Below are 24,115 nucleotides of genomic sequence, written 5' to 3'. Positions count from 1 at the left end.
GCGTCACGCCAGAGTTGTTTCCGGCGGAGAGGTCTTCGGATTCGGCCGGCTGCGTACCGGCACACACCATTGTAACGACCTCTCAGGAGTTTGTTACCGACCCTCGCCCTACGCAGGTGGCAACCCGCGTGTCAGTCCACCGATCCCGCGGACGTACCGGTCTCTGCTGACGGTACGGCGGAGTCCGCTGCGAGTGCGGCACCGACGATCCCGGCAGTGTTCAGCAGGGTTGCCGGAACCACAGGGGTGCGATTGGTCAGGTGCGGAATCCACTTCTCGCTCTTGCGGCTGATGCCGCCGCCTGCGATGAAAAGATCCGGCCACAGCAGTGCCTCGAACGTCTCGAGAACCTTCGAGACCTCCTTGGCCCACTCCTTGTAGGACAGTCCCTGATTCTCCTTCACCGACGACGCAGCGCGATGCTCGGCTTCCTTGCCGTCGATCTCCATGTGGCCGAATTCGGTATTGGGAAGCAGAACTCCGTTGTGCAGGACGGCCGATCCGATCCCCGTGCCGAACGTCAACAGCACGACGACTCCGTCCTTGCCCTTGCCGCCGCCGTACTTGTCCTCGGCCACTCCGGCCGCATCCGCGTCGTTGAGCACGGTGACGTTCTCGGTGCCGATGGCCTTCGCGAACAGTGCTCGGGCGTCGGTGTCGATCCAGGACTTGTCGATGTTGGCGGCCGAGCGAGCGACACCGTTGGTCACCACGGCAGGCAGTGTCACGCCCACCGGGCCGGTCCACTCGAAGTGCGCGACGATCTCGGCGACGGTTCGCGCGATGGCATCGGGGGTCGACGGTTGCGGCGTCTCGATCTTGTGGCGGTCACCGACGAGCTCTCCGGTGCTCAGGTCGACGATTCCGCCCTTGATGCCGCTGCCGCCCACATCGACGCCGAATCCGTGGCGCGCTGCCGCAGCGGTGGTGTTGTCCGAACCTGCCTGTGTCATGTGGATGCCGCTCCTGGCGTGATCGAATCCGTGTGATGCCGTCGCCTCCGAACAATAGTGCGTTTCGCCGTTCGCGGGACGGTGACGTCACCGGCGGTCGCTGCGGTGGTGCTCGGACGTCGGTGTGTGTTGCGATGTACGCGTGCCGAAACCAGACCCATCGCAGACCGACACCGCCAGTACACAATTGCCGGAAGAGCAGGTGGCAGCAGAGGGATCGAACACGCGCGAGGTGGACGTGCTGCGCGAGGTCGCCGTACGGGTCGCGAGGAAAGCCGCCGAGCATGTCGGACGGCGTCGCCCCGAGGTGTTCGGCGGCGATTCGAGCGAGGGTGACGGCGCGGTGCACTCCAAGAGCACGCCGACCGATCCGGTGACCGTCGTGGACACCGAAACCGAACGCGTCCTACGCGAGATGCTGGCGCAGCTGCGGCCGGATGATGCGATTCTCGGAGAAGAGGAAGGCAGCGAGGACGACTCGCTCGACGGCGTCCGATGGGTGCTGGACCCGATCGACGGAACCGTGAACTTCATGTACGGCATTCCGGCGTACGCGGTTTCGGTCGCGGTCCAGATCGACGGTGTCAGTGTTGCCGGGGCCGTGATCGATGTTGCCCGCGAGCTCGTCTACTCGGCCGCTCTGGGGCGCGGGGCGACGGTGGAGCGGGCCGACGGTACCCGGGAGCAGCTGCATTGTTCCGGCGTGACCGATGTGTCGATGACGTTGTTGGCCACCGGATTCGGCTACGGATCCTCTCGTCGCGCCGTGCAGGGCGCGATCATCTCCCAACTGCTGCCTCAGGTGCGCGACATCCGCCGAATCGGTTCGGCCGCGCTCGATCTGTGCATGGTCGCGTCCGGAGTGGTGGACGCTCACTTCGAACACGGACTCAGTCCGTGGGATTGGGCGGCGGGTGCGTTGATCGCCGCCGAGGCAGGTGCGATCGTCACGCTGCCCGCTGCCAACAGCACCAGTGCACAGGGTGCGGTGACGGTGGCAACGGCCCCGGGGATCGCGGACGCCTTCGTGGCCGTACTGCGCAGTGCGGGTGCCCTCGATCCGATTCCCGGCTGACGCGGCCCTACTGCATCAGCAACGCGATTCGCGTGCTGCCGAGAGCAAGTCGGCATCGAGTGGTGCAGGCGGGGCACCGGGTGCGGCCCCGGCAAGGGTGCGCAGCACTTCCTCGGCATCGTCGTTGGGCCGGATCTCGCTGAAGTAGGTACCGAGTGCCAGATCGACCGAGTCGTCGGCGCGGGCGTCCTGGATCAGTTCGGCGCATGGCGCGACCAGTGACACCGCACTCGCTGCCGCAAGGCCGGCCGGGCCGAACCGAATCTGGCCCTGGCACTGCATGTTCTGATCGACGTAGACCGGATCGTTGCCGACCTGGACGTCCGGTGCGCTGGCGAAACCGTAGTCGCTGAGCTGGGCGGCCACCAGAGCGGCCTGTCCGCGCTCACCGTTGGCGTTGAAGACACGCACTTTCGATGCGGACAGGGCGGCAGGCTCGACGTCGAGCAAGGTCGTGGGGTCCACTTCCTCGCCGAGTGGCGCGGGCAGCGTTCCGTCCGACGCGGCGGCGGTGGTGGGCACATTGCATTCGGCGGTTGCCGAGGTGGCCTCGGCGGTGGTGAACACCCTGACCCACACCAGCACTCCGAGCAGAGCCAGCACCGCGAAGACCGCGATGATAGGAAACGCGCGGCGTCGACGGAACGGACGACCTCGACCGTCGACCGAATGGCCTTCGGTGATCAGAGAAACCACAGTGATCTTCGCCTTTCCGTCGGCAGTCGCCGAGACCGGTTCGCACAGCCGGTTCACACCGACGCGGTGCCTACTGTAGATGCCCGGGGTGCGCGAGGGCGGCACACTCGGCCGGGCCGTCCTGCGATCCCGTGCGCACCGCCCGATTCGGAGCCCGAAACCGGCACCGAGAAGTGTTCTGTGCAGCGCGGAATGAAGCTGCCCATCCCGGTGTTGATGCGGCGTGCACCCAGGTGACGGGCTCGTCGGCGGTTCGGTTTCTGCTTTGCGACCGGCTTCGGCTATTGTCTGGCGGCCGCGGTGCTTCAAGAATCGGACGCCGGTGCACCATCGATCAGGTGAGCGAGGTCTCGATCGGGTTTCAACCGGCGAGTTCTGGGAACTACCCGGTGTAGTTTCGGGCACCGCGCGACGACGAACGATTTGAACAGATACGAACATCGGTGGGAGCGAGCAAGCGCCCTCTTCACAGCCGACGGCCACAAGCCGACCACATCGGCAGCTTCCACCACACACACGCACGACGATGAGGGGTACGAAGACAATGGCAACCGACTACGACGCACCGAGAAGAACAGAATCCGACGATGTGTCGGAGGACTCCCTCGAAGAATTGAAGGCCCGACGCAACGAGGCCCAGTCCGCCGTGGTGGACGTGGACGAATCCGACACCGCGGAGTCCTTCGAGCTCCCGGGTGCAGATCTGTCCGGCGAGGAGCTCTCGGTTCGGGTCGTTCCCAAGCAGGCCGACGAGTTCACCTGCTCGAGCTGCTTCCTGGTCCATCACCGCAGCCGACTGGCCAGCGACGCCAACGGTGTACTGATGTGTCGCGACTGCGCGGCGTGACCATTTCTGCACAGACCTGATCGGTCGGATCAGGTCTGTGTCGACTGTTCCGATCGTGAGATCGAGCGGTCGGTCAGCGCGCCTCGACGCCGTGCGCGGTCAGGACCGCCAACAGCTCCTCGGGGCGTTTGGTGCTGATCAGCCAGTAGGGCGTCGGATCGTCAGGATCGTCGAGGACCACGATCACCATCTGCTTCACCCAGGTGCGGTGCTGCACGAAGGCCAGCGGATCGAGCTGCCTTCCCAGCGCCGCACTTTTTGCTGTCGCGGGAACGACGGCGGCCTTGGACGCCACATCGAGTGGCAGATGAGCAGACCCGACGCGTAACTCGGTGCCGGTCGCACCGGCGACCACCTCGACGCGCAGCCTGCTGAAGGCGAACAACGCCCACGCGATCAGCGGGAGCAACACCACGTAGGGCAGCCAGGCGCGGATGCCAGGCGCACCCATGTGGATCTCCGCAGCAAGCAACACCGCCACGGCCGCGCCCGCTGCCCACCACCAGATCGGCACCCAGAGGCGCTCGGAGTACAGCACCGAGTTGTCGGGCACCGTGGAGCCCGTGTGGGGTGTGGAGTCGCCGGACTCCGACGCGTGTTCGGCCTGTCGATCTGCAGTCACGAGCCCCAGGGTAGTCGCCACAGCGAGACCGAAGCCGGCCAGCGTAGTCTCGTTCCACGTGAGCGACGAAGTCACCGAGTCCGGCAACGAACCGTCCGTCGACCGAACACCCGCCCCGCACCGGCCCTCCGATCCGCTGTCCGAGGTCCGGGTGCGCCGACTCGATCCCGAACTTCCGGTGCCGACGCGGGCGCACGAGGGTGACGCGGGCGTGGATCTGCGCATCACGGCCCCGGTGACGATCGCGCCGGGCGAACGCGTCCTGGTGGGAACCGGAATCGCGATCGCTCTCCCGTTGGGAACCGTCGGGCTGGTGCATCCGCGATCGGGGCTGGCGGCGAAATCCGGTCTGTCCGTGGTCAACACCCCGGGCACCATCGATGCCGGATATCGCGGCGAGATCAAGGTCTGTCTGATCAACCACGACCTGCACACCCCGATCGAGCTCGAACGAGGCGACCGCGTCGCCCAACTGATCGTGCAGCGAGTCGAACTGGTGACGTTCGTGGAGGTCGACGAGCTGGACGACACCGTTCGAGGGGCCGGTGGTCACGGTTCGACCGGTGGCCATGCGAGTCTGAAGCAGTGAGTTCCGCCACGACGTTCGCCGGTGGCAGGCACAGTGGAAGCAACCGAGAAGAAGAGAGCTGAACATGTTCGGACGGCGTAAGAAGAACGACGCCGGCAGTGCCTCCGCGCCCGGTGCGGAGCCATTCGTCGACAGCGTCGAAGACGAGGACGACGATATCGAGGCCGCGGACACCACCGCCGCCGACGGGCCCCACGATCTCGAGGACCTCGACGACGATCGCGAGACCGTCGCCAAGACGCGACTCGACCTCGGTTCGGTGCTGATCCCGTTGCCGGAGGGCGGTCAACTCCAGGTCGAGATGTCCCAGGCAGGGAGCCCGCAGGCCGTGCACATCGTCACCCAGTTCGGGCGCATCACCATCGCTGCCTACGCGGCACCGAAATCTCCCGGTCAGTGGCGCGAGGTGGCGGCCGATCTGGTGACGTCGCTGCGCAACGACAAGGCCGAGACGACGGTCGAGACGGGTCCGTGGGGACGCGAGCTCGTCGGTGTCACGGCCAACGCCGACCTGCGCTTCATCGGAGTCGACGGCTATCGCTGGATGGTTCGCTGCGTGTTGGCGGGTCCGTCGGGTGCAGTGGGCGAGGGCCAACCTCTCGTCCGGTTGGCGCACACGATTCTTCGGCAGACCGTGGTGGATCGGGGTACCGACCCGCACCCCGTTCGGACACCGCTACCGGTGGTGTTGCCGCAGGTGCTGGCCGAGCAACTCGCTGCGGCGGCACAGCAGCAGGCGGCAGCTCAGCAGAGCGCAGCGCAACAGGCGGCGCAGCCTCAGGCTGCGGTGCCTGCTGAACCTGTTGCGCCGCAACAAGATACGCCCCCACAGCCGACCGCTGCCGAGCGTGATCGAGCGCCGCGTCGGGGCGCGTCGGGATCGGCGATTCAGCAGCTGGGCGGCTGAGCCGACCACCTGTCGAGACCGCCGACGGCCGCTCGGCCGAGGCATCCGGGGTCGCGACCGACGTCGTCCAGGGTCACGGTGCGCAACTCGCAGTTCGGTAGCGCTCGCGCCCACTGTCGAGCTACCTCGATCGGATGGACTGCGTCGTCCACCGCACCCACGACGACGGCAGGTAGCTCTATCCGAGCGAGCTCGTCGAGTTCGAGGCTGCGATGGCGAGCGGCCTCGTCCAACGCGTCGGGAAGTGCGGGCCACTGGGCGGCCCAGGACCTCCGCAGAGTGCGCGCGAGCCACGGCGGGCTCGATGCGGCCATCGCCGCGGTGACGGCGTCGAGCCCCTTCTCACGCAGGGACCGGGCGGTGAATTCCGCGCTCAGGGCCGCGGGGGACCCGGCCGGGTCTCCGGTCCACGCCGGCAGCGCGAGTGCGAGAGCCGCGGTGTTCGATGCGTGGTCGGCAGCCCATCGAACCGCGACGGCTGCCCCGAGGGAAATCCCCGCGACGACGACGCGTCCGTGTCGATCGGCCGCGTCGTCGAGGGCGGACAGGTAGCTCTCGACCACGGCGGCCGGGTCGGGTTCGACCGCAACGGTGGTCAATCCCACAGTGTCGAATGCTGCCGAGAACGCGTCGGCGGCGAACCGAGCATCGGACCCCGTCCCCGGTAGAACGACTGCGATACGGGTGTCGAATCGGCGGTGCACGACACGATTGTGCACGCCTGCCGACACCGCCGTGACGACGGTTGGTCAGCGTGACGCTTCGGGTCTACAGTGGCGAAGTACACCCTGACGAGGGAACGACCCCCACCGCTGGAGCGCACAATGGCACCCGCTGCCGCAGGATACTTTCGCCGTCTGACGCGGAAGTTGACAGAGGACATCGATCAACTCGATGCCGAGGAGATGGCCGAAACGTCCGAAGCCTCCGGGGCTCGGCGGGCGTGCGACTGCTCGCGAGGCGAGGAAGTCACGATGCTCGGTCGGTTGCGCAGCGTCGAAGCCTGCTCGAAGGCGGCCAACGCCAACATCGAGGCCGAGTTCTTCGACGGCACCGACACGGTGACGCTGCTGTGGATCGGCCGACGCAAGATCGCTGGAATCGAGCCAGGGAAGACTTTGCTCGTTCGGGGCCGCGTCGGCGAACGTGACGGACGCAAGATCGTCTACAACCCCTATTACGAACTGCGCGACGACAGCTGATCGTCGCCGATATGGCACTCTCGTTGTCGTGACCAACAGCGACGATTCCGTGCCGCCCCCGTCGACGACGCCGGAACCCGCGCCCGACGCGTCGACCACCGCCGAGAAGGTGGCTCCCACCGTCCTCGAGCAGCTCGGCGGGTTGAGCGGGCTCATCTACTCGACCTTGCCCGTCGTCGTCTTCGTTCCGGTGAACAGCTACCTCAACCTCGCCGTCGCTCTGTGGTCCGCTCTGGGAGTCGCCGCTGCGGTGTTGGTGTGGCGGTTGGTTCGTCGTAGCCCGATCCAGCCCGCCATCTCGGGATTCTTCGGGGTCGGGATCTGCGCATTCATCGCATACCGGACGGGAGATGCCAAGGGCTACTTCCTGTTCGGCATCTACACCTCGCTCGCCTACGGCGCGGCGTTCGTACTGTCGGTGCTCGCACGCTGGCCGTTGGTCGGCATCATCTGGGGATACCTCAACGGCAAGGGAACGTCGTGGCGTGGCAACCGATCTGCCGTGCGCTACTACGACGTGGCCACGATCGCCTGGGCGTCGGTGTTCGGTGCCCGATACATCGTTCAGTCGCAGCTCTACGACTCCGACCAGACGGGCTGGCTCGCCGTTGCCCGCATCGGCATGGGCTGGCCGCTCACGGGAGTGGCACTGTTGGTCACGCTCTGGGCCGTGCGATCGGCCGATCGCGCGCTCGACGCGGCGTCGAGCGCGGACCGCAAGCGGGAGCAGCTGCCGTCAGATCAGGCCGACAGCGGCGCGTAGTTCGTTCTCCACCTCTTTGGCCGCGACGAACAGTAGCTCGTCGCCGCCCTCGAGCGGATCGTCGTGCTGTGGCACGATCACGCGACCGCCGCGCAGGATCGTCACCAACGCTGCGTCCCTGGGCAATTGGAGCTTGCGCACCGGCTTGCCCGCCAGGGGCGTGTTCTCCGGCAGCGTGATCTCGACGAGGTTGGCCTGCCCCTTGCGGAACGTCATCAAGTGAACCAGGTCGCCCACCGACACGGCTTCCTCGACCAGGGACGCGAGCATGCGCGGCGTCGACACTGCGACATCGACACCCCAGGCGGCATCGAACAGCCATTCGTTTCGGGGATCGTTGACCCGGGCCACCACGCGATTCACGCCGAACTCGGTCTTGGCCAGCAGGCTGAGCACCAGGTTGGCTTTGTCGTCGCCGGTGGCAGCGATCACCACGTCGTAGTTCTCTAGGTGGGCGGCTTCGAGCAGACTCAACTCGCACGCGTCGGCCAGCACCCATTCCGCTTCCGGGATGGCGGCCTGATCGACGTGGTCGAGCTTGCGTTCGAGGAGCATCACATCGTGTTCACTGCGAATCAACTCGCGTGCGATGGATCTGCCGACTGCGCCGGCTCCGGCGATGGCGACTTTCATGGCTTCCCGTTCGGGTCGATGGGGGAGGTGGGGAACGTGCGCGCGTGCATCAGTCGTCCGAGGGCGGCGGGTTGCCCGCCAGCGCAATGGCTTCGGCGACGGTGCCCGAGACCGCGGCGACGTACACCTCGTCGCCGGCTTGGATCACGGTTCGCTTGTCCGGTAGCAGTCCGCTGCCGAATCGGATGACGAACGCGGCCCGCGAGTTGGTGGCGTCCTCGAGTACCGAGAGCTTCTTGCCGATCCAGGCGTCGTGGAAGTCGAGAAGGACGACTGCGACGCTGCCCGACGGATCGCGCCACTTGGTGGTGGGGTCGTCGCGCAGCAGGTTGTGCAGAAAACGGTCGGTGGCCCAGGGGACGGTGGCGACCGTCGGGATGCCGAGGCGTTCGTAGACGGCGGCGCGCTTGGCGTCGTAGATCCTCGCGACCACTTTGTCGACGCCGAACGTCTCTCGTGCGACGCGGGCGGAGATGATGTTGGAGTTGTCGCCGGACGAGACGGCCGCGAAGGCCTCGGCTTTCTCGATTCCCGCGCTCACCAACACATCTCGGTCGAAGCCCATGCCGACGACGCGGTGTCCGGCGAAGTCGGGATCGAGGCGCAGAAAGGCTGTTTCGTCGCGGTCGATGATCGCTACCTCGTGTCCGATGCGCTCGAGCGCACCGGCCAACGATGCGCCGACGCGGCCACATCCCATCACAACTACGTACAACGCCCTGCTCCGTCCCGATCTCGATTGCCGACCACACTGCCGATCGACACTGCCACGATGGGCATGCGTGCACCAACGTATCGGGGATTCGTCGCCGGATCGACCGAGGGTGCGCTCCGACACCGTTTCCGGCGCGTGGTTGAGACGTCCACAGGCGGACGGCCTACGCTTCTCAGCGTGTCCAAGGTCTCGACTGCCGCCAAGCGGCTAGTGCTCGGTAAGCCGTTCCGCAGCGACAAGCTCGGTCATACGTTGCTTCCCAAGCGAATCGCGTTGCCGGTGTTCGCCTCGGACGCCATGTCGTCGGTTGCGTATGCACCCGAAGAGATCTTTCTGGTGCTCTCGGTCGCAGGCATCTCGGCACTCGCCTTCACCCCGTGGATCGGTCTCGCCGTCTGTGTGGTGATGGCGGTGGTGGTGGCCAGCTATCGCCAGAACGTGCACGCCTATCCCTCCGGCGGCGGCGACTACGAGGTCGCCACCACCAACCTCGGCCCCGCGGCCGGGTTGACGGTCGGCAGCGCGTTGCTGGTCGACTACGTGCTGACCGTCGCGGTGTCGATCTCGGCGGCCGCATCGAACATCGGGTCGGCGGTCCCGTTCGTGGCCGAGCACAAAGTGTTGTTCGCCGTGGTGGCGATCGCCTTCATCACGTCGATCAATCTGCGTGGCATTCGAGAGTCCGGGGCCGCGTTCGCCATCCCGACGTACGCCTTCATGGGCGGCATGGTCCTGATGCTGGGCTGGGGGCTGTTCAGGGTCTACGTTCTCGGCGACGACATTCATGCCGAGTCGGCGGGCTTCGATCTGAAGGCCGAGGACTCGCACCTGTACGGCATCGCGTTCGCATTCCTCATCGCGCGGGCCTTCTCCTCCGGTTGCGCGGCATTGACCGGAGTCGAGGCCATCAGCAACGGGGTGCCTGCGTTCGAGAAGCCGAAGTCCCGCAACGCTGCGACCACACTGCTGCTGCTCGGCGCGATCGGGATCACGCTGCTGATGGGCATCATCGTCCTGGCGCAGAAGATCGGCATCAAGTACGCCCTCGACCCCGACATCCAGCTGGTCGGAGCGCCGGAGGGCTACCAGCAGAAGACGCTGATCGCGCAGCTGGCCGAGGCCGTCTTCAGTGGGTTTCCCGCAGGCTTCTTCTTCATCACCACCGTGACCGCGCTGATCCTCGTACTCGCGGCCAACACCGCGTTCAACGGTTTCCCGGTGCTCGGCTCGGTGCTGGCACAGGACCGTTACCTGCCCCGCCAGCTGCACACGCGCGGCGACCGGCTGGCTTTCAGCAACGGCATCCTCTTCCTGTCCGGAGCTGCGATCGCTTTCGTCGTCGTGTTCGGGGCGGAGGTCACCAAGCTCATCCAGCTCTACATCGTGGGCGTGTTCGTCTCGTTCACCCTCAGCCAGACCGGCATGGTTCGGCACTGGACGCGGCTGCTGGTCACCGAGACCGATCCCGAGCAACGGCGCCGCATGCAGCGCTCGCGCGTGATCAACGGTGTCGGTCTCGCCATGACCGGAACGGTGCTGGTGATCGTGTTGATCACCAAGTTCGCCGCGGGTGCGTGGATTGCGATCGTCGCCATGGTGGCCATCTTCGTGCTGATGCGCATGATCAGGAAGCACTACGACACCGTGGCCCGCGAGCTCGAGAACGAGGAATGGGACGGAGTTCTGCCCAGTCGCACGCACTCGATCGTGTTGGTGTCCAAGCTGCACATGCCGACCCTGCGTGCCTTGGCCTACGCGAGGGCGACCAGGCCGGACACTCTGGAAGCGGTGACCGTCAACGTCGACGAGGCCGATACCCGCGCGCTGGTTCGACAGTGGGAGGCCAGCGACGTGTCGGTGCCGCTCAAGGTCGTCGAGTCGCCCTACCGAGAGGTCACCAAACCGGTCCTGGACTACGTCAAACGGGTGCGCCGCGACTCGCCTCGTGACGTCGTCACGGTCTTCATTCCCGAGTACGTCGTCGGTCACTGGTGGGAGCAGGTTCTGCACAACCAGAGTGCGTTGCGACTGAAGTCTCGACTGCTGTTCCAGCCGGGTGTGATGGTCACCAGCGTGCCGTGGCAGCTTCGGTCGTCGGAAAAAGCCAAGCGCGAGGTGCTCGGCAATGCGCCCGGTGCGTCGCGTCGCGGCTACGAGCCTCCGGCGGGCAAGTGAGCGAGAGCTGGTTCGGGCTGCTGCTCGAGGTCGAACTGGTCGCGCCCGGGCACGGCGGATTCTGCGTGGCCCGCCACGAAGGCCGGGTCGTGTTCGTTCGTCACGGACTACCCGGTGAACGGGTCGTGGCCAAGGTGACCGAGGATCGAGGCGGGTCGTTCTGTCGCGCCGATGCCGTCGAGATCCTGTCGGCATCCCCGGATCGGGTGGACGCGCGCTGTCCCATCTCCGGGCCAGGCGGCTCGGGCTGCTGCGATTACTCCCACGCCAGTGCCGATGCAGGGCGGCGACTGAAGTCCTTCGTCGTTGCCGAACAACTTCGCCGCGTCGCCGGAATCGAGCGTGAGGTGCGCGTGGAGGAACTACCGGGGTCCGGCGACGGCACCGGGTGGCGAACCCGAGTGCGACTCGCCGTCGATTCCGGCGGACGGCCCGGCTACCACCGCTATCGCAGTAGCTCGATCGTCACCGAACTCACCTGTCCGCAAATGGATTCCGCGGCATTCGAGGGTCTGTCGGATCAGCAGTGGCGGCCGGGTGCCGAGCTGCAGGTGGTACTCGACGGGGAAGGCGAGCGGCACGTGGTGGAGATCGCGCCGGCGCAACTCTCGCCCACCGGACGTCGATCACCGGGTCGTCGTGGGGCGTCGGCCCGCCGGGCAGCGTCGTCTCGGTCCCGGCCCGAGAAGGCCGTGATCGGATCCGGTCGGGTGACCGAATACGTCTCGAACAGGGCGTGGACCCTCGACGCCACCGGGTTCTGGCAGGCCCACCGCGGCGCGCCGCAGGTGTACACCGACGTGGTGGGGGACTGGGCGGACGCCACGGCGGGTGACGGTGCGTGGGACCTGTACGGCGGTGTCGGGGTGTTCGCCGCCGCGCTGGCCGACCAGGTGGGTCCGAGCGGCCGAGTCACCAGCGTCGAATTCTCCCGTCGTGCAGCCGAGGACGGCCGCTCGGCGCTGCGGGATCTGCCGCAGGTCTCGTTCGTGCCGGGTCGGGTCGAGCGCTCGATCGATGCGTTGGCCGAACCGGTGTCGGTAGCGGTACTCGATCCACCTCGCGCGGGTGCCGGACGGGACGTGATCGACGCCCTTGCCGTCAGGTCTCCGCGTTCGGTGGTGCACATCGGATGCGATCCGGCCTCGTTCGCGCGGGATGTGAGTTTGTACCGAGCTGCGGGATACGAACTCGACGACATGCGCGCCTTCGATGCCTTTCCTTCGACCAGCCACGTCGAGTGCATCGGCCGTTTCGTTCGGCGGTGAGGGCTGCGGCAGCCGGTCAGGCCCGGTGTGCAACTTCGGCGACCGGGGCGAAGGTGTGCGTGGGAACGGTCACGATGCGCTGGGCACCGCACCTGCAGCCCTGATATCCGACGAGTCCCTCGCTCGTGTCGTGGGTGGAGTGGGTGGTCCAGGTGTGGGTGGTGTGTTCGGTGTGCATGCGTCCATCGTGATGTAATGGTCTTGTGCACATCAACCCTTACGGCGAATATGCCGTGAAACTCGGTATAGACCTGCTCAATTCACCGCCCACGTCGGCGACCGAGCTGGGCGAACGCTGCGTGGATGCCGGCCTCGTACCGGACTGGATCGCAACAGATGCCGATCTGGTCGACACCCTCCAGTTCCTGCGGGACTGGGCGCGGGTGGTGGACGCAACCACCGAGAACGATCGGGCCGACGAACTCAATGCTCTGCTGGCACAGGCGTCGGCCTACCCGCGGTTGACCAACCACGCCGACGACGGTTGGCACATGCACTACCGCGATCCCAACATCGCACTGGGCGGCGTCATCAGGGCCCTGGTGAGCGTCGGCACGGCGTTGCATCTGACCGGACGCGGAATGTCTCGCCTCGATCGCTGCGCCGCCGCCGACTGCACACTCGCCTTCGCCGACACCTCGAGAACCGGCAGGCAGCGATACTGCGGAACGGTGTGTTCCAATCGCGACGCGGTGCGCAGGCATCGAGCACGCGCGGCCTCGTGATCGACGCGCTGCGCAGCGAGTTCGCTAGGACTTTCGGTTGTACAGGCGCATCGTGATCGGCCCGAACACCGCCAGCAACACTGCGCACAGCATCAGTGTCACCCCCAGCCCGCCGGTGTCGACATCGCCCTGCATCAGGCCACGCAGCGACGTGACCAGGAAGCTGACCGGGTTGACGTCGACGAACGCGCGTAGCCAACCGGGCATCGTGCTGGGGTCGACGAAGATGTTGCTCGCGAACGTGAGCGGAAACAGGATGAACATCGACACGCCCATCACCGCAGCCTCGGTGCGCACGATCATCGCGATCATGGTCCAGATCCAGGACAGACAGAACGAGAACAGCAGCAGTAGAGCGATCGACGCCACCACGCCGACAACGCCACCCTGCGGCCGGAAACCGAGGATCAACCCGAGGAGCAGCACGATCACCGAAGCCAGCGTGTAGCGCACGACGTCACCGAGCAGAGCGCCGACCAACGGCGACGGCCGCCAGATGGGCAGCGAACGGAATCGATCGAACACGCCCTTCTCGATGTCCTTGTTCATGGTCACGCCGGTGTACATCGTGATCATCACCACGGTCTGCACGAGAATGCCGGGGAGCAGGAACTGGATGTACGCGTCGGTCGAGCCGGCCAGTGCGCCACCGAACAGGTAGGTGAAGAGCAACGTGAACATGATGGGAAAGGCCGTCACGTCGAACAGTTGCTCGGGCACGTGCTTGATCTTGAGCAGCGCTCGCCACCCGAAGCTCAACGACGTCGACAACGACGACGGACGCGGTGGACGAGGCCCGGCGGCGCCGAGCACATCGATGATGGTCGACGCCTGTGGCGTCGACTGCTGGGTCTCGGCGGTCACGACGCCACCTCTCGGTCGGATTCGATCGTTGCACCGGCATCGTGTCCGGTGAGGGCGAGGAACACCTCGTCCAAGCTCGGTTGGCCGAGTGTGAAGGACGCGATGGAGATGCCTGCGGATTCGAGCGCAGGCAGCACGGGCGCGGCCTGTGCCGGGTTGTCCAACCGTGCGGTGACCGTCGACGGATCCGGGTCCTCGGTCACGTTGCCGCCGAGTAGATCTCGCAGGATCTGCGCGGCGGTCGTTCGCTGGGCCGCTTCGAGAACTCGCAGGTGCAGTGAATTCGATCCCACCGATGCCTTCAGCTCACCCGTCGTTCCCTCGGCGATGACCTTGCCGCGATCGATGACTGCGACACGCCCGGCCAATTGATCGGCCTCGTCCAGATACTGTGTGGTCAGCAACACAGTCGTCCCGCCTGCGACCAACGCACGGACGATCTCCCACACGTGGTTTCGGCTGCGAGGGTCGAGTCCGGTGGTGGGCTCGTCGAGGAAGATCAGTTCGGGAGTGACGATGATGCTGGCGGCGATGTCGATGCGACGGCGCATGCCGCCGGAGTAGGTCTTGACCTGTCGAGGTCCGGCATCGGCGATGTCGAATGCCGTCAGCAGCTGATCGGCTCGCGATCGGGCGGCGGGCCGGGAGTAGCCGAGCAGCCGAGCGAGCAGCACCAGATTCTCCGTTCCGGTGAGGTCCTCGTCCAGAGAGGCGAATTGTCCTGTCAGAGCGACCTTCTGCCGTACGGCCTCCGGTTCGCTCGCCACGTCGTGACCCAGGACTCGGGCGCTGCCTCCGTCGATCGGAAGCAGCGTGGCCAGCATCCGGATGGTCGTCGTCTTCCCTGCGCCGTTGGGCCCGAGCACGCCGTAGACACCACCGGACGGAATGGACAGGTCGACTCCGTCGACCGCGATGTTCGTTCCGAAACGTTTGACCAGACCGTGTGTCTCGATCGCCGCCATGTCTCTCGATTCCTCCGGTGGGCCGGTCGCCCGATTCCCCACGATTGTCCGATTCTCCATCAAGGATGAAACGCGGTCCACATCTGTCGCAAACGAATTTTCGCCCCGAACCATCCTCCGGTCGGTTTGTTCCGAACATGTACTGCGGCGGGAAAACGCGGAGGTTTCGATATGAGAGCGATATGACCACTAGTGTCGTGATCGATGAACTCGATCATGAACCCGTCTGTTGGGACGACCTTCCGATGAGCGCGCCGATGTCGGGCGCGTCCGGATCGTCGAATGCCGGCCGTGACCGGACGACGTCCGCTGCCTCGGAGAACTACTCGGCGCAGGACGCGGTATGTGCTGTTCCCAGTCCACAGCTCAAGAACTTGCGCGCCGACGAGACGGATCGTCTACGTCGGTTGATGGCGTCGGTTGCCCAGGGCGACCGGGCGGCGTTCGCCGAGTTGTACGACGCAACGTCGTCGCGGGTCTACGGAATGGTGCTGCGGGTGCTTCGAGACCCGGGATACAGCGAGGAGACCGCGCAGGAGGTGTTCCTCCAGATCTGGCGTGCGGCACCGAACTACGATCCGAACCAGGGCAGTCCGCTGGCCTGGATCATGACGCTGGCGCACCGTCGTGCGGTCGATCGAGTTCGAAGCGAGCAGTCGGGTACCGACCGTGAGGCCGCGTACGGCGCAGTCAGTCACACTCCCGAGCACGACGAGGTGCTCGAGACGGTGACACAGCGCCTCGAGTCCGAGGCCGTGATCGCCTGTCTCGAAACTCTGACCGATACGCAGAGCGAGTCGGTACGAATGGCTTACTACAGCGGTTACACCTATCGCGAAGTTGCGGAGCGGCTCGGGGTCGCGGTTCCCACCATCAAATCGCGCATACGAGACGGATTGATCAAATTGAAAACATGTCTGGGGGTGATCCCGCAATGAGTGAATCGTCACGGCAACGGCTTCTCGACGACGCGGAGGTCTACGCCCTCCACGCGACGACCGAGGCCGAACGACACGACATCGAAGCCGAGCGAACTCGTGTCGACGACACCGCGCGAGCCCAGTTCGACATTCTCGTGAGCGAGATCCACGAGACGCTGGCCTTGGCGGCGGCGTCCGACGCGACTCCTGCGCCCGAGCCCCTCCGGCAACGGGTGCTCGATCAGGTCGCGCTCAGCGACCAGGAGCCCACGGTCCACAAGCTGCCACCGAACGTCACACCACTGCACCGGCATCGGCGGGAACGCTCGAAGGCCTGGCGGTACTCGATGGTCTCGGCTGCGGCCGCGGTCGTCGTCGCCGTCGGCGGCGTGGTGGTCGTCAGCCAGACCATGGGCAACGATGCGCAGCCGTCTCAGGCGGACCAGATCGTGGCCGCGCCCGACTCACGTCAGGTGACGGCGGACTTCCCCGGTGGCGGCTCGGCAACCGTGTCGTACTCGCTGTCCCAGAACGCGGTCGTCGTCGATCTCGATGGGGTCCCGCAGCCACCGCCCGGCCGCGTTTACCAGATGTGGTTCGTGGACGGCTCACCTCGCTCTGCCGGCGTGGTGACCGAGGATCAGCTGACCTCCGAGTCCGGCACGGTGGTCGACGGTCTCGGGGCGTCGACGAACTTCGCGTTCTCACTCGAACCCGCAGGCGGGTCGGCCCAGCCCACCGAGGTGCTCACGATGCTCACGTTGGGTGCCTGAGCACAGCACGAACTCAGTCGCCTCGGGCGGTTCGATATTCGGTCAGATGCCGATGTCGAACCGCCCGAGCGTTCTGATCACCGCTGCCATCTGGCCGTAGGCCCCGGTGGCGAGATTCTCCAGCAGCGCCAGCTTGATCTCCGGTGCGTCGCGCGTGAGCGCCTGGAAGTGCTCTACCGACACCACCACGAGATCGACCGGTGTCTCGGCGACCATGTCGAGCAGGAACGGCACCGACATCAGCAGGGGCATCTCACCGAAGCTCATGCCGGGGGAGAGAGTCGTGATGCGGTGCTTGCCACCGTCGGCGGCGACGGCCGTGGAGGTCACCTCGCCGCGCAGCATCAGGAACAGGCCTGCCGCCGGGGCACCGTGGCGAACGATCACGTCTCCGCGCGCGTAGTGCCGCTTCTCCAGATACGGAGTCACCGCCTCGAACTGTGCGGCGGACAGCCCCGCCAGCAGCGGATGCTCGGCCGTGGAGACGACGGTCGGCTGTCGCGCGCCTGCGCAGTGCCGATCCAGAAGCAGGTTCTCTGCCCACTGAACTGCCGAACCGAGGCTCGAGTACACCCGACCCGCCGGATCGGCCGGGTCGAGACTCGACGTCGTGTGACCCATGATCGCCTTGGGATCCACCAGACCCACCACACAGCCGTGCTCCGCGAGATCCCGACGTAGATCCTCGAACATGGTGCGGGCGATGTCACTGACCTCGTCGACGCCGCGCACATCGATGACGAGGGCATCGAGTTCCCGATCGAGGTCGCCGATCTCACGAACGGCGGTCTCGGCACCGGAGAACAGGAGATCCCCGTGCAGTTCGTACACGCGGGCGCGTTCGCCCACGGCGGCCAGAGTGGCCTGTTCCACTTCCGATCGCCGCTTGCGCGACGGTGCCTCGGTCACCACGTAGCGACGCCGAATGGAGGACTTCGCCGCGCGAGTGACGTGCAGAAAGTGCAGTTCGAGTCGGTTCGACAGTTCCCGGCAGGCGGCAACTCCGCGCACGCTGTTGCCGTGGGAATCGAGTCGCGGTGAGTAGACGGCGATGCCCATCTGTCCCGGGAGAACTGCGAGGATCCCGCCTCCGACCCCACTCTTGGCCGGCAGGCCGACCCGCGCGACCCAGTCGCCTGCGCCGTCGTACATCCCACACGTCGTCATGACCGACAGCACGCGTTCGACCAGAGCCGGTGCCAGTGCGCGTTCACGCGTGCGCGGGTTGACGCCGTTGTTGGCCATGGTGGCCGCCATCATGGCGAGGTCCGCTGCGGTGACGTCGATCGAGCACTGGCGGAAGTACAGATCGACGGCGGCGTCGGGATCGTGGTCGATGATGTCGAACGAACGGAGCATGTACCCGATGGCGCGGTTGCGATTGCCGGTGCGCGCCTCCGACCGATAGACGGCGTCGTTGAATGTCAGAGACCTCCCCGCATATCGCGAGTACGAGGCTCGAATCCGCTCGAATCGATCCTCGGCACTTCGGCCTGCGATCAGCGACGCCGACGTGATGGCACCGGCGTTGATCATCGGGTTGCGTGGTCGCTCGGTGACGGGATCGAGACTGATCTCGTTGAACGGCTCACCGGACGGCTCGACGTCGACCTTGCTCGCGACGACGTCCAGGCCCCGGTCGGCCAACGCCAATGCGTAGGTGAACGGCTTGGAGATCGATTGGATCGTGAAGGGCAGTCGCGTGTCGCCGACCTCGTAGACGTAACCGTCCGTGGTCGTCAGCGCGATACCGAACCCGTCCGGCGTGACGGCAGCGAGCTCGGGGATGTAGTCCGCCACCTGCCCGGACGTGTCGTCGCGGCACAGTTCGTGAACTCGGCGCAGGATGGCATCGACCACGTTGCTCATGGGCCACACTGTATGTGTGATGTCCGATTCGACATCGTCCGAGGTTAGGGGCGGCTGACCCAGGGCACCTCCACGTTCGACGGTACTGTCGGCGTCACGACGCTGGGCGGAGCAGCAGGGCACGGTAACTCCGTAGACTGAAATTTCCATTGTGTTTTCCGGCCGGAGGGAGCGATCTCGTTGGGTGTCCTAGCTCGAATTCAGACGCCCGAGGACTTGCGCGACCTCGGCAGTGCGGAGCTGGCCGAATTGGCTCGCGAGATCCGTGCGTTCCTCGTCGAGAAGGTGTCCGCCACCGGCGGCCACCTCGGTCCCAATCTCGGTGTCGTGGAACTGACGTTGGCGATTCATCGCATCTTCGACTCCCCGCGTGATCCGGTCATCTTCGACACCGGTCATCAGGCGTACGTGCACAAGATGTTGACCGGCCGCACCGGTCTGTTCGACACGCTCCGTAAGCAGGGTGGCCTGTCGGGCTACCCGTCACGGGTCGAGAGCGAACACGACTGGGTGGAGTCCTCGCACGCGTCGGCCTCCCTCTCCTACGCCGACGGCCTGGCCAAAGCGTTCGCCCTCAAGGGCGAAACCGACCGTCACGTCGTCGCTGTCGTCGGTGACGGTGCGCTCACCGGCGGAATGTGTTGGGAAGCGCTCAACAACATCGCCGCAGGCCGCGACCGATCCCTGGTGATCGTCGTCAACGACAACGGTCGCTCGTACGCCCCCACCATCGGGGGCTTGGCCGATCATCTGGCGGCCCTTCGACTGCAGCCCGGGTACGAGAAGGTGCTGGACAACGGTCGCCGCATCGTTCGTCGCATTCCCATCGTCGGCCCCACTGCCTACGCGATGTTGCACGGCATGAAAGCCGGGGTGAAGGACGCCATCAGCCCGCAGGTGATGTTCACCGATCTCGGTATCAAGTACCTCGGTCCGGTCGACGGCCACGACCAGCACGCGATGGAATCGGCTCTGCGCCGAGCCAAGGCGTACGGCGGTCCGGTCATCGTGCACGCGGTGACGCGCAAAGGCATGGGCTACGTGCACGCCGAGAACGACGTCGCAGATCAGATGCACGCCACCGGGATCATCGATCCGTTGACGGGACTGGCGCGGTCCAAGTCGGCTCCGGACTGGACCTCGGTGTTCTCTGCGGCACTGATCGAGCAGGGCGAACAGAACGAGGACGTCGTGGCGATCACCGCAGCGATGGCCGCGCCCACCGGTCTCGCCGCGTTCGGAGTTCGCTTCCCCGATCGGTTGTTCGACGTCGGAATCGCCGAGCAGCACGCGATGACGTCGGCTGCCGGGCTCGCACTGGGCGGCATGCATCCCGTGGTCGCCATCTACTCCACCTTTCTCAATCGCGCGTTCGATCAGCTGCTGATGGACGTGGCGCTGCTCGGACTACCGGTCACGGTGGTGCTGGACCGTGCCGGTGTCACCGGGGCCGACGGTGCCAGCCACAACGGCATGTGGGACATGTCTCTGCTCGGCATAGTTCCCGGCATGAAGGTGGCGGCACCGCGAGATGCCGAGACACTGCGAGAAGAACTGGCCGAGGCGATCGCAACGTCCGACGGACCCACCGCACTGCGTTTTCCGAAGGGCGCAGTGACCGAAACCGTGCCCGCAGTGCGCAGACTGGACGGAATCGTCGACGTACTGACCGAGCCGTCCGACGCGACGGGCGATGTGCTGATCGTTGCCGTCGGCGTGTTCGGTCCGCTGGCCGTGCACGCGGCGGAGAAACTCCGGCAGGACGGCATCTCGGTGGCCGTGGTCGATCCCAGATGGGTGCTGCCCATCCCGCAGGCGTTGCTGAAATTGGCGGAGGACTACCGGATGGTGGTCACCCTCGAAGACAGTGGCCTGCACGGCGGCATCGGCTCGACCCTGTCTGCGGCTCTGCGCGGGGCAGGCGTCGATACCCCGTGCCGCGATCTCGGTGTGCCACAACGATTCCTGGACCACGCTTCGCGCGAACAGCTACACCATGAACTCGGTCTCACCTGCGAGGACGTCGTGCAGCGGGTCTCGCACTGGGTCAAGAGCCTCTGACGCCGGTCTCCAGCCGAACGTCGACGCCGTAGAACGCGCGTCGTCCGGCCACCGCGCCCGCGACTGCCATCGGAACCGTCATCACGAGAAGGAACAGAACCGACGGTTCCCACCGTTGCGTCGCCCGGTGCACGACGCAGCACACCGAAGGCCGCGGGATGCCGGCACTGTAGCCGACAGTCCGAGCAATCGAACTCTGCAATGCACCGTCGCGTGCCGTTGCGGCCCGCAGGTTCGTCAGCGTCGTCTCCGGGCGTCGATGTTTTTCTTTGCGAATATGTGACCTGTGTGACTGGTGTGTCGTAGATGCCGAAACCGGGACGACTGGCATGTTTCGTTCATGACCCTCGTCTTCGACGGTAGGACCGACGTGTCGGACAGCCGAATCGATCCGGCTCTCGGCGACCGTGACTCCGACTGGATGGCCGTCGAATCCGCCGATGGCACACCGGCGCCGGATTCCCGGAGCGACGGGACCGAGCGACGGCATTCGCGGTGGTTCGTGGCGATGTCGGCAGTGATCGGTGTGGTGGCATTCGCCGCACACGATCGGCTGCTGTCGTTCGACTCGTTGTACGGATTGTTCGGCAACGGTGTCGACGCTCTCGTCTACCGACACGGCGGCGGAACCGTGCTCAGCAGCGAAGAGCTGTACTCGTTCTCGTTGTTCGGCACGCTGCCGTTCACGTATCCGCCGTTCGCTGCGGTGCTGTTCGCGCCTCTGGGTCTGCTGTCCGAAACCGCGACCGGATTGCTGGTGAACATATCCAATGTCGTGCTGCTCTACGTCGTCGTCCAGCTGAGTTGGCGACGCCTCGGGTACGAGAACTGCACGCGGACCAGGGTGGTGAGTGTGGCTCTGGCACTGGGCTGCTCGTGGCTCGAGCCGGTGCGCATGTCGCTGTGGTTGGGCCAGATCAACCTGCTGTTGCTCGTATTGGTGCTGTGGGATCTCGGCCGGCCCGAGGGCAGTCGGCTTCGCGGGGTCGGCGTCGGAATCGCGGCCGGTCTGAAGCTGACGCCCGGTCTGTTCGTCGTCATGTCGATCGTGCACAGGCAATGGCGAGCGGCATGGACTGCGGCCGTCACCGGTCTGGTCACCGTGGTGATCGGGTTCGTGGTCGTGTCCTCCGACGCATGGCGCTACTGGACCTCGGCGATCCTCGCCTCGGACCGCGTTGGGTCGACCACGTCTCCCGCGAATCAGTCGGTTCGGGGGATGGTGGCGCGGGCGTGGGGAACCGAGCATCCGCCTGCGATCGTGTGGTTGCCGGCCGCGGTGGTCGTCCTCGCTGCGGGGATGTGGGTGTCGTATCGAGCTCACCGTGCGGGTAGAACACTGCTGGCGATGACGGTGTGCGGTCTCACGGCCCCGATGGTCTCGCCGTTCTCCTGGGGCCACCATTGGGTGTGGTGCGTTCCGCTGCTGGTGATCGGACTCGACGCATGTGCACGCCCGCGAACGAGCGTGCGGGGCCGCACGCTACGTGTCCTCGGAGTGCTCGCCGCCACTGCACCTTTCGTGGCCTGGTACCGCACACAGGCCGATGTGGTGGTGATCGGCACGTTCATGCAGTCCGTGTCGCCGATCGTCGACGGCGGACTACGCAACGCGTATTGCATTGTCTACGTGATTGTTCTGGCGGTAGCGGCCACAGGACTTCGCAAGGACTCGACGACCTGCTACGTCCCGGCCACCCGCTCCTCGATCTGAACGCGATCGATCAGATGGGCCAGGGCGAAGGGATCGTGTGCGAACATCCGCTCCACGCTTGCCTTGTCGGTGCCTTCGACGATCATCGTGGCACCACTGTGATCGGCGAGTGGACTCGACGATCGGAGAATCTTGCGGCGCTCGAGTTCGCGCAGCCACGCGCGGTGATCGGTTCGGTGATCGTCACGGCCCGAGGACGTTTCGGGGGTGTAGGTGTATTCGACGACGAACATCGGCATGTCAGATCTCCATGTCCTCGAGCTCCATTCCCTTGGTCTCCTTGATCTTGTACTTGACGAAGAAGAAAGACAGGATCGCGAAGAACGCGAAGAACGAATAGATGAATCCGAGTCCGATGGTGTCGGACAACGGCGGAAATGCGAGTGTGATGGCGAAGTTGGCAATCCAATTCGCGGCGGTACTGCATCCGAGTGCGACGGCGCGCATTCGGTTGGGAAACATCTCGCCGAGCATCACCCACATGATCGGTCCCCAGGTCGCGGCGAAGAAGACCACGAAGAGGTTGGCACCGACGAGAGCGACCGGACCCCAGGGCGACGGTAATTCGAGTTGGTCGCCGCTGCCCACCGCCTGAGTGAACGAGATGGCCGCGAGTACGAGGCCGACGAACATTCCGATGGAGCCGATCATGAGCAGATTTCGTCGGCCGAATCGGTCGACGAACAAGATGGCGACGAATGTCATCGACACGTTGATGACAGAGGTGATCACCGAGGTGACGAAAGACTGGTTTTCGCTGAACCCGACGGACTTCCACAGAGTCGTCGAGTAGTAGAAGATCGCGTTGATTCCGACGAACTGCTGCAGAATCGCCATCGTGATGCCGACCCACACGATCGGTTGCAGACCGAACTTCGGTCCACGGATATCGGCGAACGACGACTTGGATTCCCGGCGCAGGGTCAACCGGATTTCCTTGACCCTCTCGTTCGGGTTCACTTCTCCGGTGATGTCTCCCAGAATTCGCGCGGCTTCTTCGTCGAGGTGTTTTCCGACGAGATATCGGGGCGACTCGGGAATCAGAGTGGCGAGGAAGCCGTAGACGAGCGCCGGTGCGACACCGACGAGGAACATCCACCGCCAGGCTTCGAGTCCGAACCACAGGTCGTTCGACGGTCCGCCCGCGGCGTTCTGCAGCACCGCGTCCGACAGTAGAGCGGCGAAAATTCCGACGGTGATCGCCAGCTGTTGCAGCGAGGCCAATCCACCTCGGTAGCGGGCCGGGGCAATCTCCGAGATGTACGCGGGCGCGATCACCGATGCGATACCGATGCCCAGGCCGCCGAGTACACGCCAGAGCATGAGATCCGGGACGCTGAACGCGAATCCGGATCCCAACGACGAAATGGTGAACAGCGCGGAACCGAGCAGCATCACCTTCTTCCGGCCCCAGCTGTCCGCGAGGCGGCCGGCGAACCAGGCACCGACCGCACAACCGAGTAGCGCGATGGCGACGGCGAAGCCGGTGACGAACGACGACAGGGCGAAGTTCTCTTGAATGGAGTCCACCGCGCCGTTGACGACGGACGAATCGAACCCGAACAGGAAACCGCCGACAGCGGCGGCAATCGTGACTCCGATGACTTTGGCGGTGTGCCGATCGGTGGTTTGCGTCATCACGGGACCCAGCTTTCGAGGTGAACCAGCATCCTTGGTGGTCGATCGCCATCATCGTCCTCGCACCGACGGAATGGGAGCGAAATCGAGACGATATCCGCGGCGCGTGGAGAACAGCTCACCGAAAAAGGTGAATTGTCC

25 protein-coding genes are annotated in these 24,115 nt (G+C 65.5%); 13 read left to right on the top strand and 12 right to left on the bottom strand.

Annotated elements, in window-relative coordinates; genetic code table 11:
• Positions 1-131: 131 nt before the first annotated feature.
• Positions 132-953 carry a polyphosphate--glucose phosphotransferase gene (gene ppgK / locus CH251_RS23350; RefSeq protein ID WP_094615258.1) on the bottom strand — a complete coding sequence of 274 codons (822 nt, stop codon included), beginning with the start codon at positions 951-953 and terminating at the stop codon, positions 132-134.
• Positions 954-1,140: 187 nt separating this feature from the next.
• On the opposite strand from ppgK, the gene CH251_RS23345 reads away from it, so the two are divergent.
• Positions 1,141-2,028, top strand: coding sequence for an inositol monophosphatase family protein (locus CH251_RS23345; RefSeq protein WP_373454987.1), 888 nt, complete (start codon positions 1,141-1,143; stop codon positions 2,026-2,028).
• A 15-nt stretch (positions 2,029-2,043) separates the two neighbouring features.
• On the opposite strand, the gene cei is transcribed toward CH251_RS23345, so the two are convergent.
• Positions 2,044-2,724: an envelope integrity protein Cei gene (cei, locus tag CH251_RS23340; protein ID WP_094615353.1), complete on the bottom strand. Its 681-nt coding sequence runs from the start codon at positions 2,722-2,724 to the stop codon at positions 2,044-2,046.
• 544 nt (positions 2,725-3,268) lie between these two features.
• Between cei and CH251_RS23335 the strand changes: the two genes are divergently transcribed.
• Positions 3,269-3,571: a DUF4193 domain-containing protein gene (locus CH251_RS23335; protein ID WP_027496891.1), complete on the top strand. Its 303-nt coding sequence runs from the start codon at positions 3,269-3,271 to the stop codon at positions 3,569-3,571.
• Between the two features lie 73 nt (positions 3,572-3,644).
• Here the strand turns inward: CH251_RS23335 and CH251_RS23330 are convergent, their stop codons facing one another.
• Positions 3,645-4,109 (bottom strand): DUF3093 domain-containing protein, encoded by a 465-nt coding sequence (locus CH251_RS23330; RefSeq protein WP_094615352.1) that lies wholly within the window; start codon positions 4,107-4,109, stop codon positions 3,645-3,647.
• 220 nt (positions 4,110-4,329) lie between these two features.
• Here CH251_RS23330 and dut point away from each other — a divergent pair, with 220 nt between their 5' ends.
• On the top strand, positions 4,330-4,782 hold the full coding sequence (gene dut / locus CH251_RS23325; protein ID WP_094615351.1) for a dUTP diphosphatase: 453 nt from the start codon (positions 4,330-4,332) through the stop codon (positions 4,780-4,782).
• A 64-nt stretch (positions 4,783-4,846) separates the two neighbouring features.
• Complete coding sequence (locus CH251_RS23320) at positions 4,847-5,689, top strand: DUF3710 domain-containing protein (protein ID WP_094615256.1); 843 nt, start codon at positions 4,847-4,849, stop codon at positions 5,687-5,689.
• On the opposite strand, the gene CH251_RS23315 is transcribed toward CH251_RS23320, so the two are convergent.
• Positions 5,671-6,393 carry an alpha/beta fold hydrolase gene (locus CH251_RS23315; protein ID WP_256979254.1) on the bottom strand — a complete coding sequence of 241 codons (723 nt, stop codon included), beginning with the start codon at positions 6,391-6,393 and terminating at the stop codon, positions 5,671-5,673. The two genes, CH251_RS23320 and CH251_RS23315, sit on opposite strands and share 19 nt — an antisense overlap.
• A gap of 120 nt (positions 6,394-6,513) precedes the next feature.
• Here CH251_RS23315 and CH251_RS23310 point away from each other — a divergent pair, with 120 nt between their 5' ends.
• Both CH251_RS23310 and CH251_RS23305 read left to right on the top strand, forming a co-directional pair.
• Entirely contained in the window at positions 6,514-6,891 is a 378-nt protein-coding gene (locus CH251_RS23310; RefSeq protein ID WP_032397922.1) for an OB-fold nucleic acid binding domain-containing protein, read from the top strand.
• A 109-nt stretch (positions 6,892-7,000) separates the two neighbouring features.
• Positions 7,001-7,654, top strand: a complete 654-nt coding sequence (locus CH251_RS23305; RefSeq protein ID WP_256979274.1) for a DUF3159 domain-containing protein — start codon at positions 7,001-7,003, stop codon at positions 7,652-7,654.
• Here the strand turns inward: CH251_RS23305 and CH251_RS23300 are convergent.
• The gene (locus CH251_RS23300; protein WP_032397923.1) at positions 7,628-8,287 is read right to left on the bottom strand and encodes a TrkA family potassium uptake protein; all 660 of its coding nucleotides are present in this window, start codon (positions 8,285-8,287) and stop codon (positions 7,628-7,630) included. The genes CH251_RS23305 and CH251_RS23300 overlap by 27 nt on opposite strands.
• Before the next feature lie 49 nt (positions 8,288-8,336).
• Complete coding sequence (locus CH251_RS23295; RefSeq protein ID WP_176459289.1) at positions 8,337-9,002, bottom strand: TrkA family potassium uptake protein; 666 nt, start codon at positions 9,000-9,002, stop codon at positions 8,337-8,339.
• Between the two features lie 177 nt (positions 9,003-9,179).
• Between CH251_RS23295 and CH251_RS23290 the strand changes: the two genes are divergently transcribed.
• Positions 9,180-11,177: an APC family permease gene (locus CH251_RS23290; protein WP_094615348.1), complete on the top strand. Its 1,998-nt coding sequence runs from the start codon at positions 9,180-9,182 to the stop codon at positions 11,175-11,177.
• Positions 11,174-12,445, top strand: coding sequence for a class I SAM-dependent RNA methyltransferase (locus tag CH251_RS23285; protein ID WP_094615254.1), 1,272 nt, complete (start codon positions 11,174-11,176; stop codon positions 12,443-12,445). The genes CH251_RS23290 and CH251_RS23285 overlap by 4 nt, the downstream gene beginning before the upstream one ends.
• A 16-nt stretch (positions 12,446-12,461) precedes the next feature.
• On the opposite strand, the gene CH251_RS27620 is transcribed toward CH251_RS23285, so the two are convergent.
• Complete coding sequence (locus CH251_RS27620) at positions 12,462-12,623, bottom strand: hypothetical protein (protein ID WP_179273363.1); 162 nt, start codon at positions 12,621-12,623, stop codon at positions 12,462-12,464.
• Between the two features lie 25 nt (positions 12,624-12,648).
• Here CH251_RS27620 and CH251_RS23280 point away from each other — a divergent pair, with 25 nt between their 5' ends.
• On the top strand, positions 12,649-13,170 hold the full coding sequence (locus CH251_RS23280; protein ID WP_179273362.1) for a CGNR zinc finger domain-containing protein: 522 nt from the start codon (positions 12,649-12,651) through the stop codon (positions 13,168-13,170).
• A gap of 24 nt (positions 13,171-13,194) precedes the next feature.
• Here CH251_RS23280 and CH251_RS23275 read toward each other — a convergent pair whose 3' ends face one another.
• Positions 13,195-14,034 carry an ABC transporter permease gene (locus CH251_RS23275; RefSeq protein ID WP_094615253.1) on the bottom strand — a complete coding sequence of 280 codons (840 nt, stop codon included), beginning with the start codon at positions 14,032-14,034 and terminating at the stop codon, positions 13,195-13,197.
• Entirely contained in the window at positions 14,031-14,999 is a 969-nt protein-coding gene (locus tag CH251_RS23270) for an ATP-binding cassette domain-containing protein (RefSeq protein ID WP_179273361.1), read from the bottom strand. Before CH251_RS23270 ends, CH251_RS23275 begins: the two co-directional genes overlap by 4 nt.
• 182 nt (positions 15,000-15,181) lie before the next feature.
• Here CH251_RS23270 and CH251_RS23265 point away from each other — a divergent pair, with 182 nt between their 5' ends.
• Both CH251_RS23265 and CH251_RS23260 read left to right on the top strand, forming a co-directional pair.
• Positions 15,182-15,937 carry a sigma-70 family RNA polymerase sigma factor gene (locus CH251_RS23265; RefSeq protein ID WP_094615251.1) on the top strand — a complete coding sequence of 252 codons (756 nt, stop codon included), beginning with the start codon at positions 15,182-15,184 and terminating at the stop codon, positions 15,935-15,937.
• Positions 15,934-16,692, top strand: coding sequence for an anti-sigma factor (locus tag CH251_RS23260; RefSeq protein WP_094615250.1), 759 nt, complete (start codon positions 15,934-15,936; stop codon positions 16,690-16,692). Before CH251_RS23265 ends, CH251_RS23260 begins: the two co-directional genes overlap by 4 nt.
• Before the next feature lie 42 nt (positions 16,693-16,734).
• On the opposite strand, the gene glsA is transcribed toward CH251_RS23260, so the two are convergent.
• Positions 16,735-18,561, bottom strand: coding sequence for a glutaminase A (gene glsA, locus CH251_RS23255; protein WP_094615249.1), 1,827 nt, complete (start codon positions 18,559-18,561; stop codon positions 16,735-16,737).
• A 180-nt stretch (positions 18,562-18,741) separates the two neighbouring features.
• On the opposite strand from glsA, the gene dxs reads away from it, so the two are divergent.
• Both dxs and CH251_RS23245 read left to right on the top strand, forming a co-directional pair.
• Complete coding sequence (gene dxs / locus CH251_RS23250; RefSeq protein ID WP_094615248.1) at positions 18,742-20,622, top strand: 1-deoxy-D-xylulose-5-phosphate synthase; 1,881 nt, start codon at positions 18,742-18,744, stop codon at positions 20,620-20,622.
• 340 nt (positions 20,623-20,962) lie between these two features.
• Positions 20,963-22,336: a glycosyltransferase 87 family protein gene (locus tag CH251_RS23245; RefSeq protein WP_094615247.1), complete on the top strand. Its 1,374-nt coding sequence runs from the start codon at positions 20,963-20,965 to the stop codon at positions 22,334-22,336.
• Here the strand turns inward: CH251_RS23245 and CH251_RS23240 are convergent.
• The gene (locus CH251_RS23240; protein WP_094615246.1) at positions 22,306-22,575 is read right to left on the bottom strand and encodes a YciI family protein; all 270 of its coding nucleotides are present in this window, start codon (positions 22,573-22,575) and stop codon (positions 22,306-22,308) included. The genes CH251_RS23245 and CH251_RS23240 overlap by 31 nt on opposite strands.
• A gap of 1 nt (position 22,576) precedes the next feature.
• On the bottom strand, positions 22,577-23,974 hold the full coding sequence (locus tag CH251_RS23235) for a sugar porter family MFS transporter (RefSeq protein WP_094615245.1): 1,398 nt from the start codon (positions 23,972-23,974) through the stop codon (positions 22,577-22,579).
• Positions 23,975-24,115 lie beyond the last annotated feature (141 nt).

The sequence above is a fragment of the Rhodococcus sp. 06-462-5 genome (assembly GCF_002258315.1).
GTDB lineage: Bacteria > Actinomycetota > Actinomycetes > Mycobacteriales > Mycobacteriaceae > Rhodococcoides.
The sequence above is the reverse complement of the archived record's forward strand: the minus strand, read 5'-3'. Positions and strand labels throughout refer to the sequence as shown.

Excerpts from the sequence above, each read along its gene's own strand:
- ppgK (WP_094615258.1), bottom strand. The coding sequence starts at position 953 with ATGACACAGGCAGGTTCGGACAACACCACCGCTGCGGCAGCGCGCCAC.
- CH251_RS23310 (WP_032397922.1), top strand. The coding sequence starts at position 6,514 with ATGGCACCCGCTGCCGCAGGATACTTTCGCCGTCTGACGCGGAAGTTG.
- CH251_RS23320 (WP_094615256.1), top strand. The coding sequence starts at position 4,847 with ATGTTCGGACGGCGTAAGAAGAACGACGCCGGCAGTGCCTCCGCGCCC.
- CH251_RS23260 (WP_094615250.1), top strand. The coding sequence starts at position 15,934 with ATGAGTGAATCGTCACGGCAACGGCTTCTCGACGACGCGGAGGTCTAC.
- CH251_RS23270 (WP_179273361.1), bottom strand. The coding sequence starts at position 14,999 with ATGGCGGCGATCGAGACACACGGTCTGGTCAAACGTTTCGGAACGAAC.
- CH251_RS23235 (WP_094615245.1), bottom strand. The coding sequence starts at position 23,974 with ATGACGCAAACCACCGATCGGCACACCGCCAAAGTCATCGGAGTCACG.
- CH251_RS23245 (WP_094615247.1), top strand. The coding sequence starts at position 20,963 with ATGACCCTCGTCTTCGACGGTAGGACCGACGTGTCGGACAGCCGAATC.
- glsA (WP_094615249.1), bottom strand. The coding sequence starts at position 18,561 with ATGAGCAACGTGGTCGATGCCATCCTGCGCCGAGTTCACGAACTGTGC.
- CH251_RS23335 (WP_027496891.1), top strand. The coding sequence starts at position 3,269 with ATGGCAACCGACTACGACGCACCGAGAAGAACAGAATCCGACGATGTG.
- CH251_RS23300 (WP_032397923.1), bottom strand. The coding sequence starts at position 8,287 with ATGAAAGTCGCCATCGCCGGAGCCGGCGCAGTCGGCAGATCCATCGCA.
- CH251_RS23240 (WP_094615246.1), bottom strand. The coding sequence starts at position 22,575 with ATGCCGATGTTCGTCGTCGAATACACCTACACCCCCGAAACGTCCTCG.
- CH251_RS23265 (WP_094615251.1), top strand. The coding sequence starts at position 15,182 with ATGACCACTAGTGTCGTGATCGATGAACTCGATCATGAACCCGTCTGT.
- CH251_RS27620 (WP_179273363.1), bottom strand. The coding sequence starts at position 12,623 with ATGCACACCGAACACACCACCCACACCTGGACCACCCACTCCACCCAC.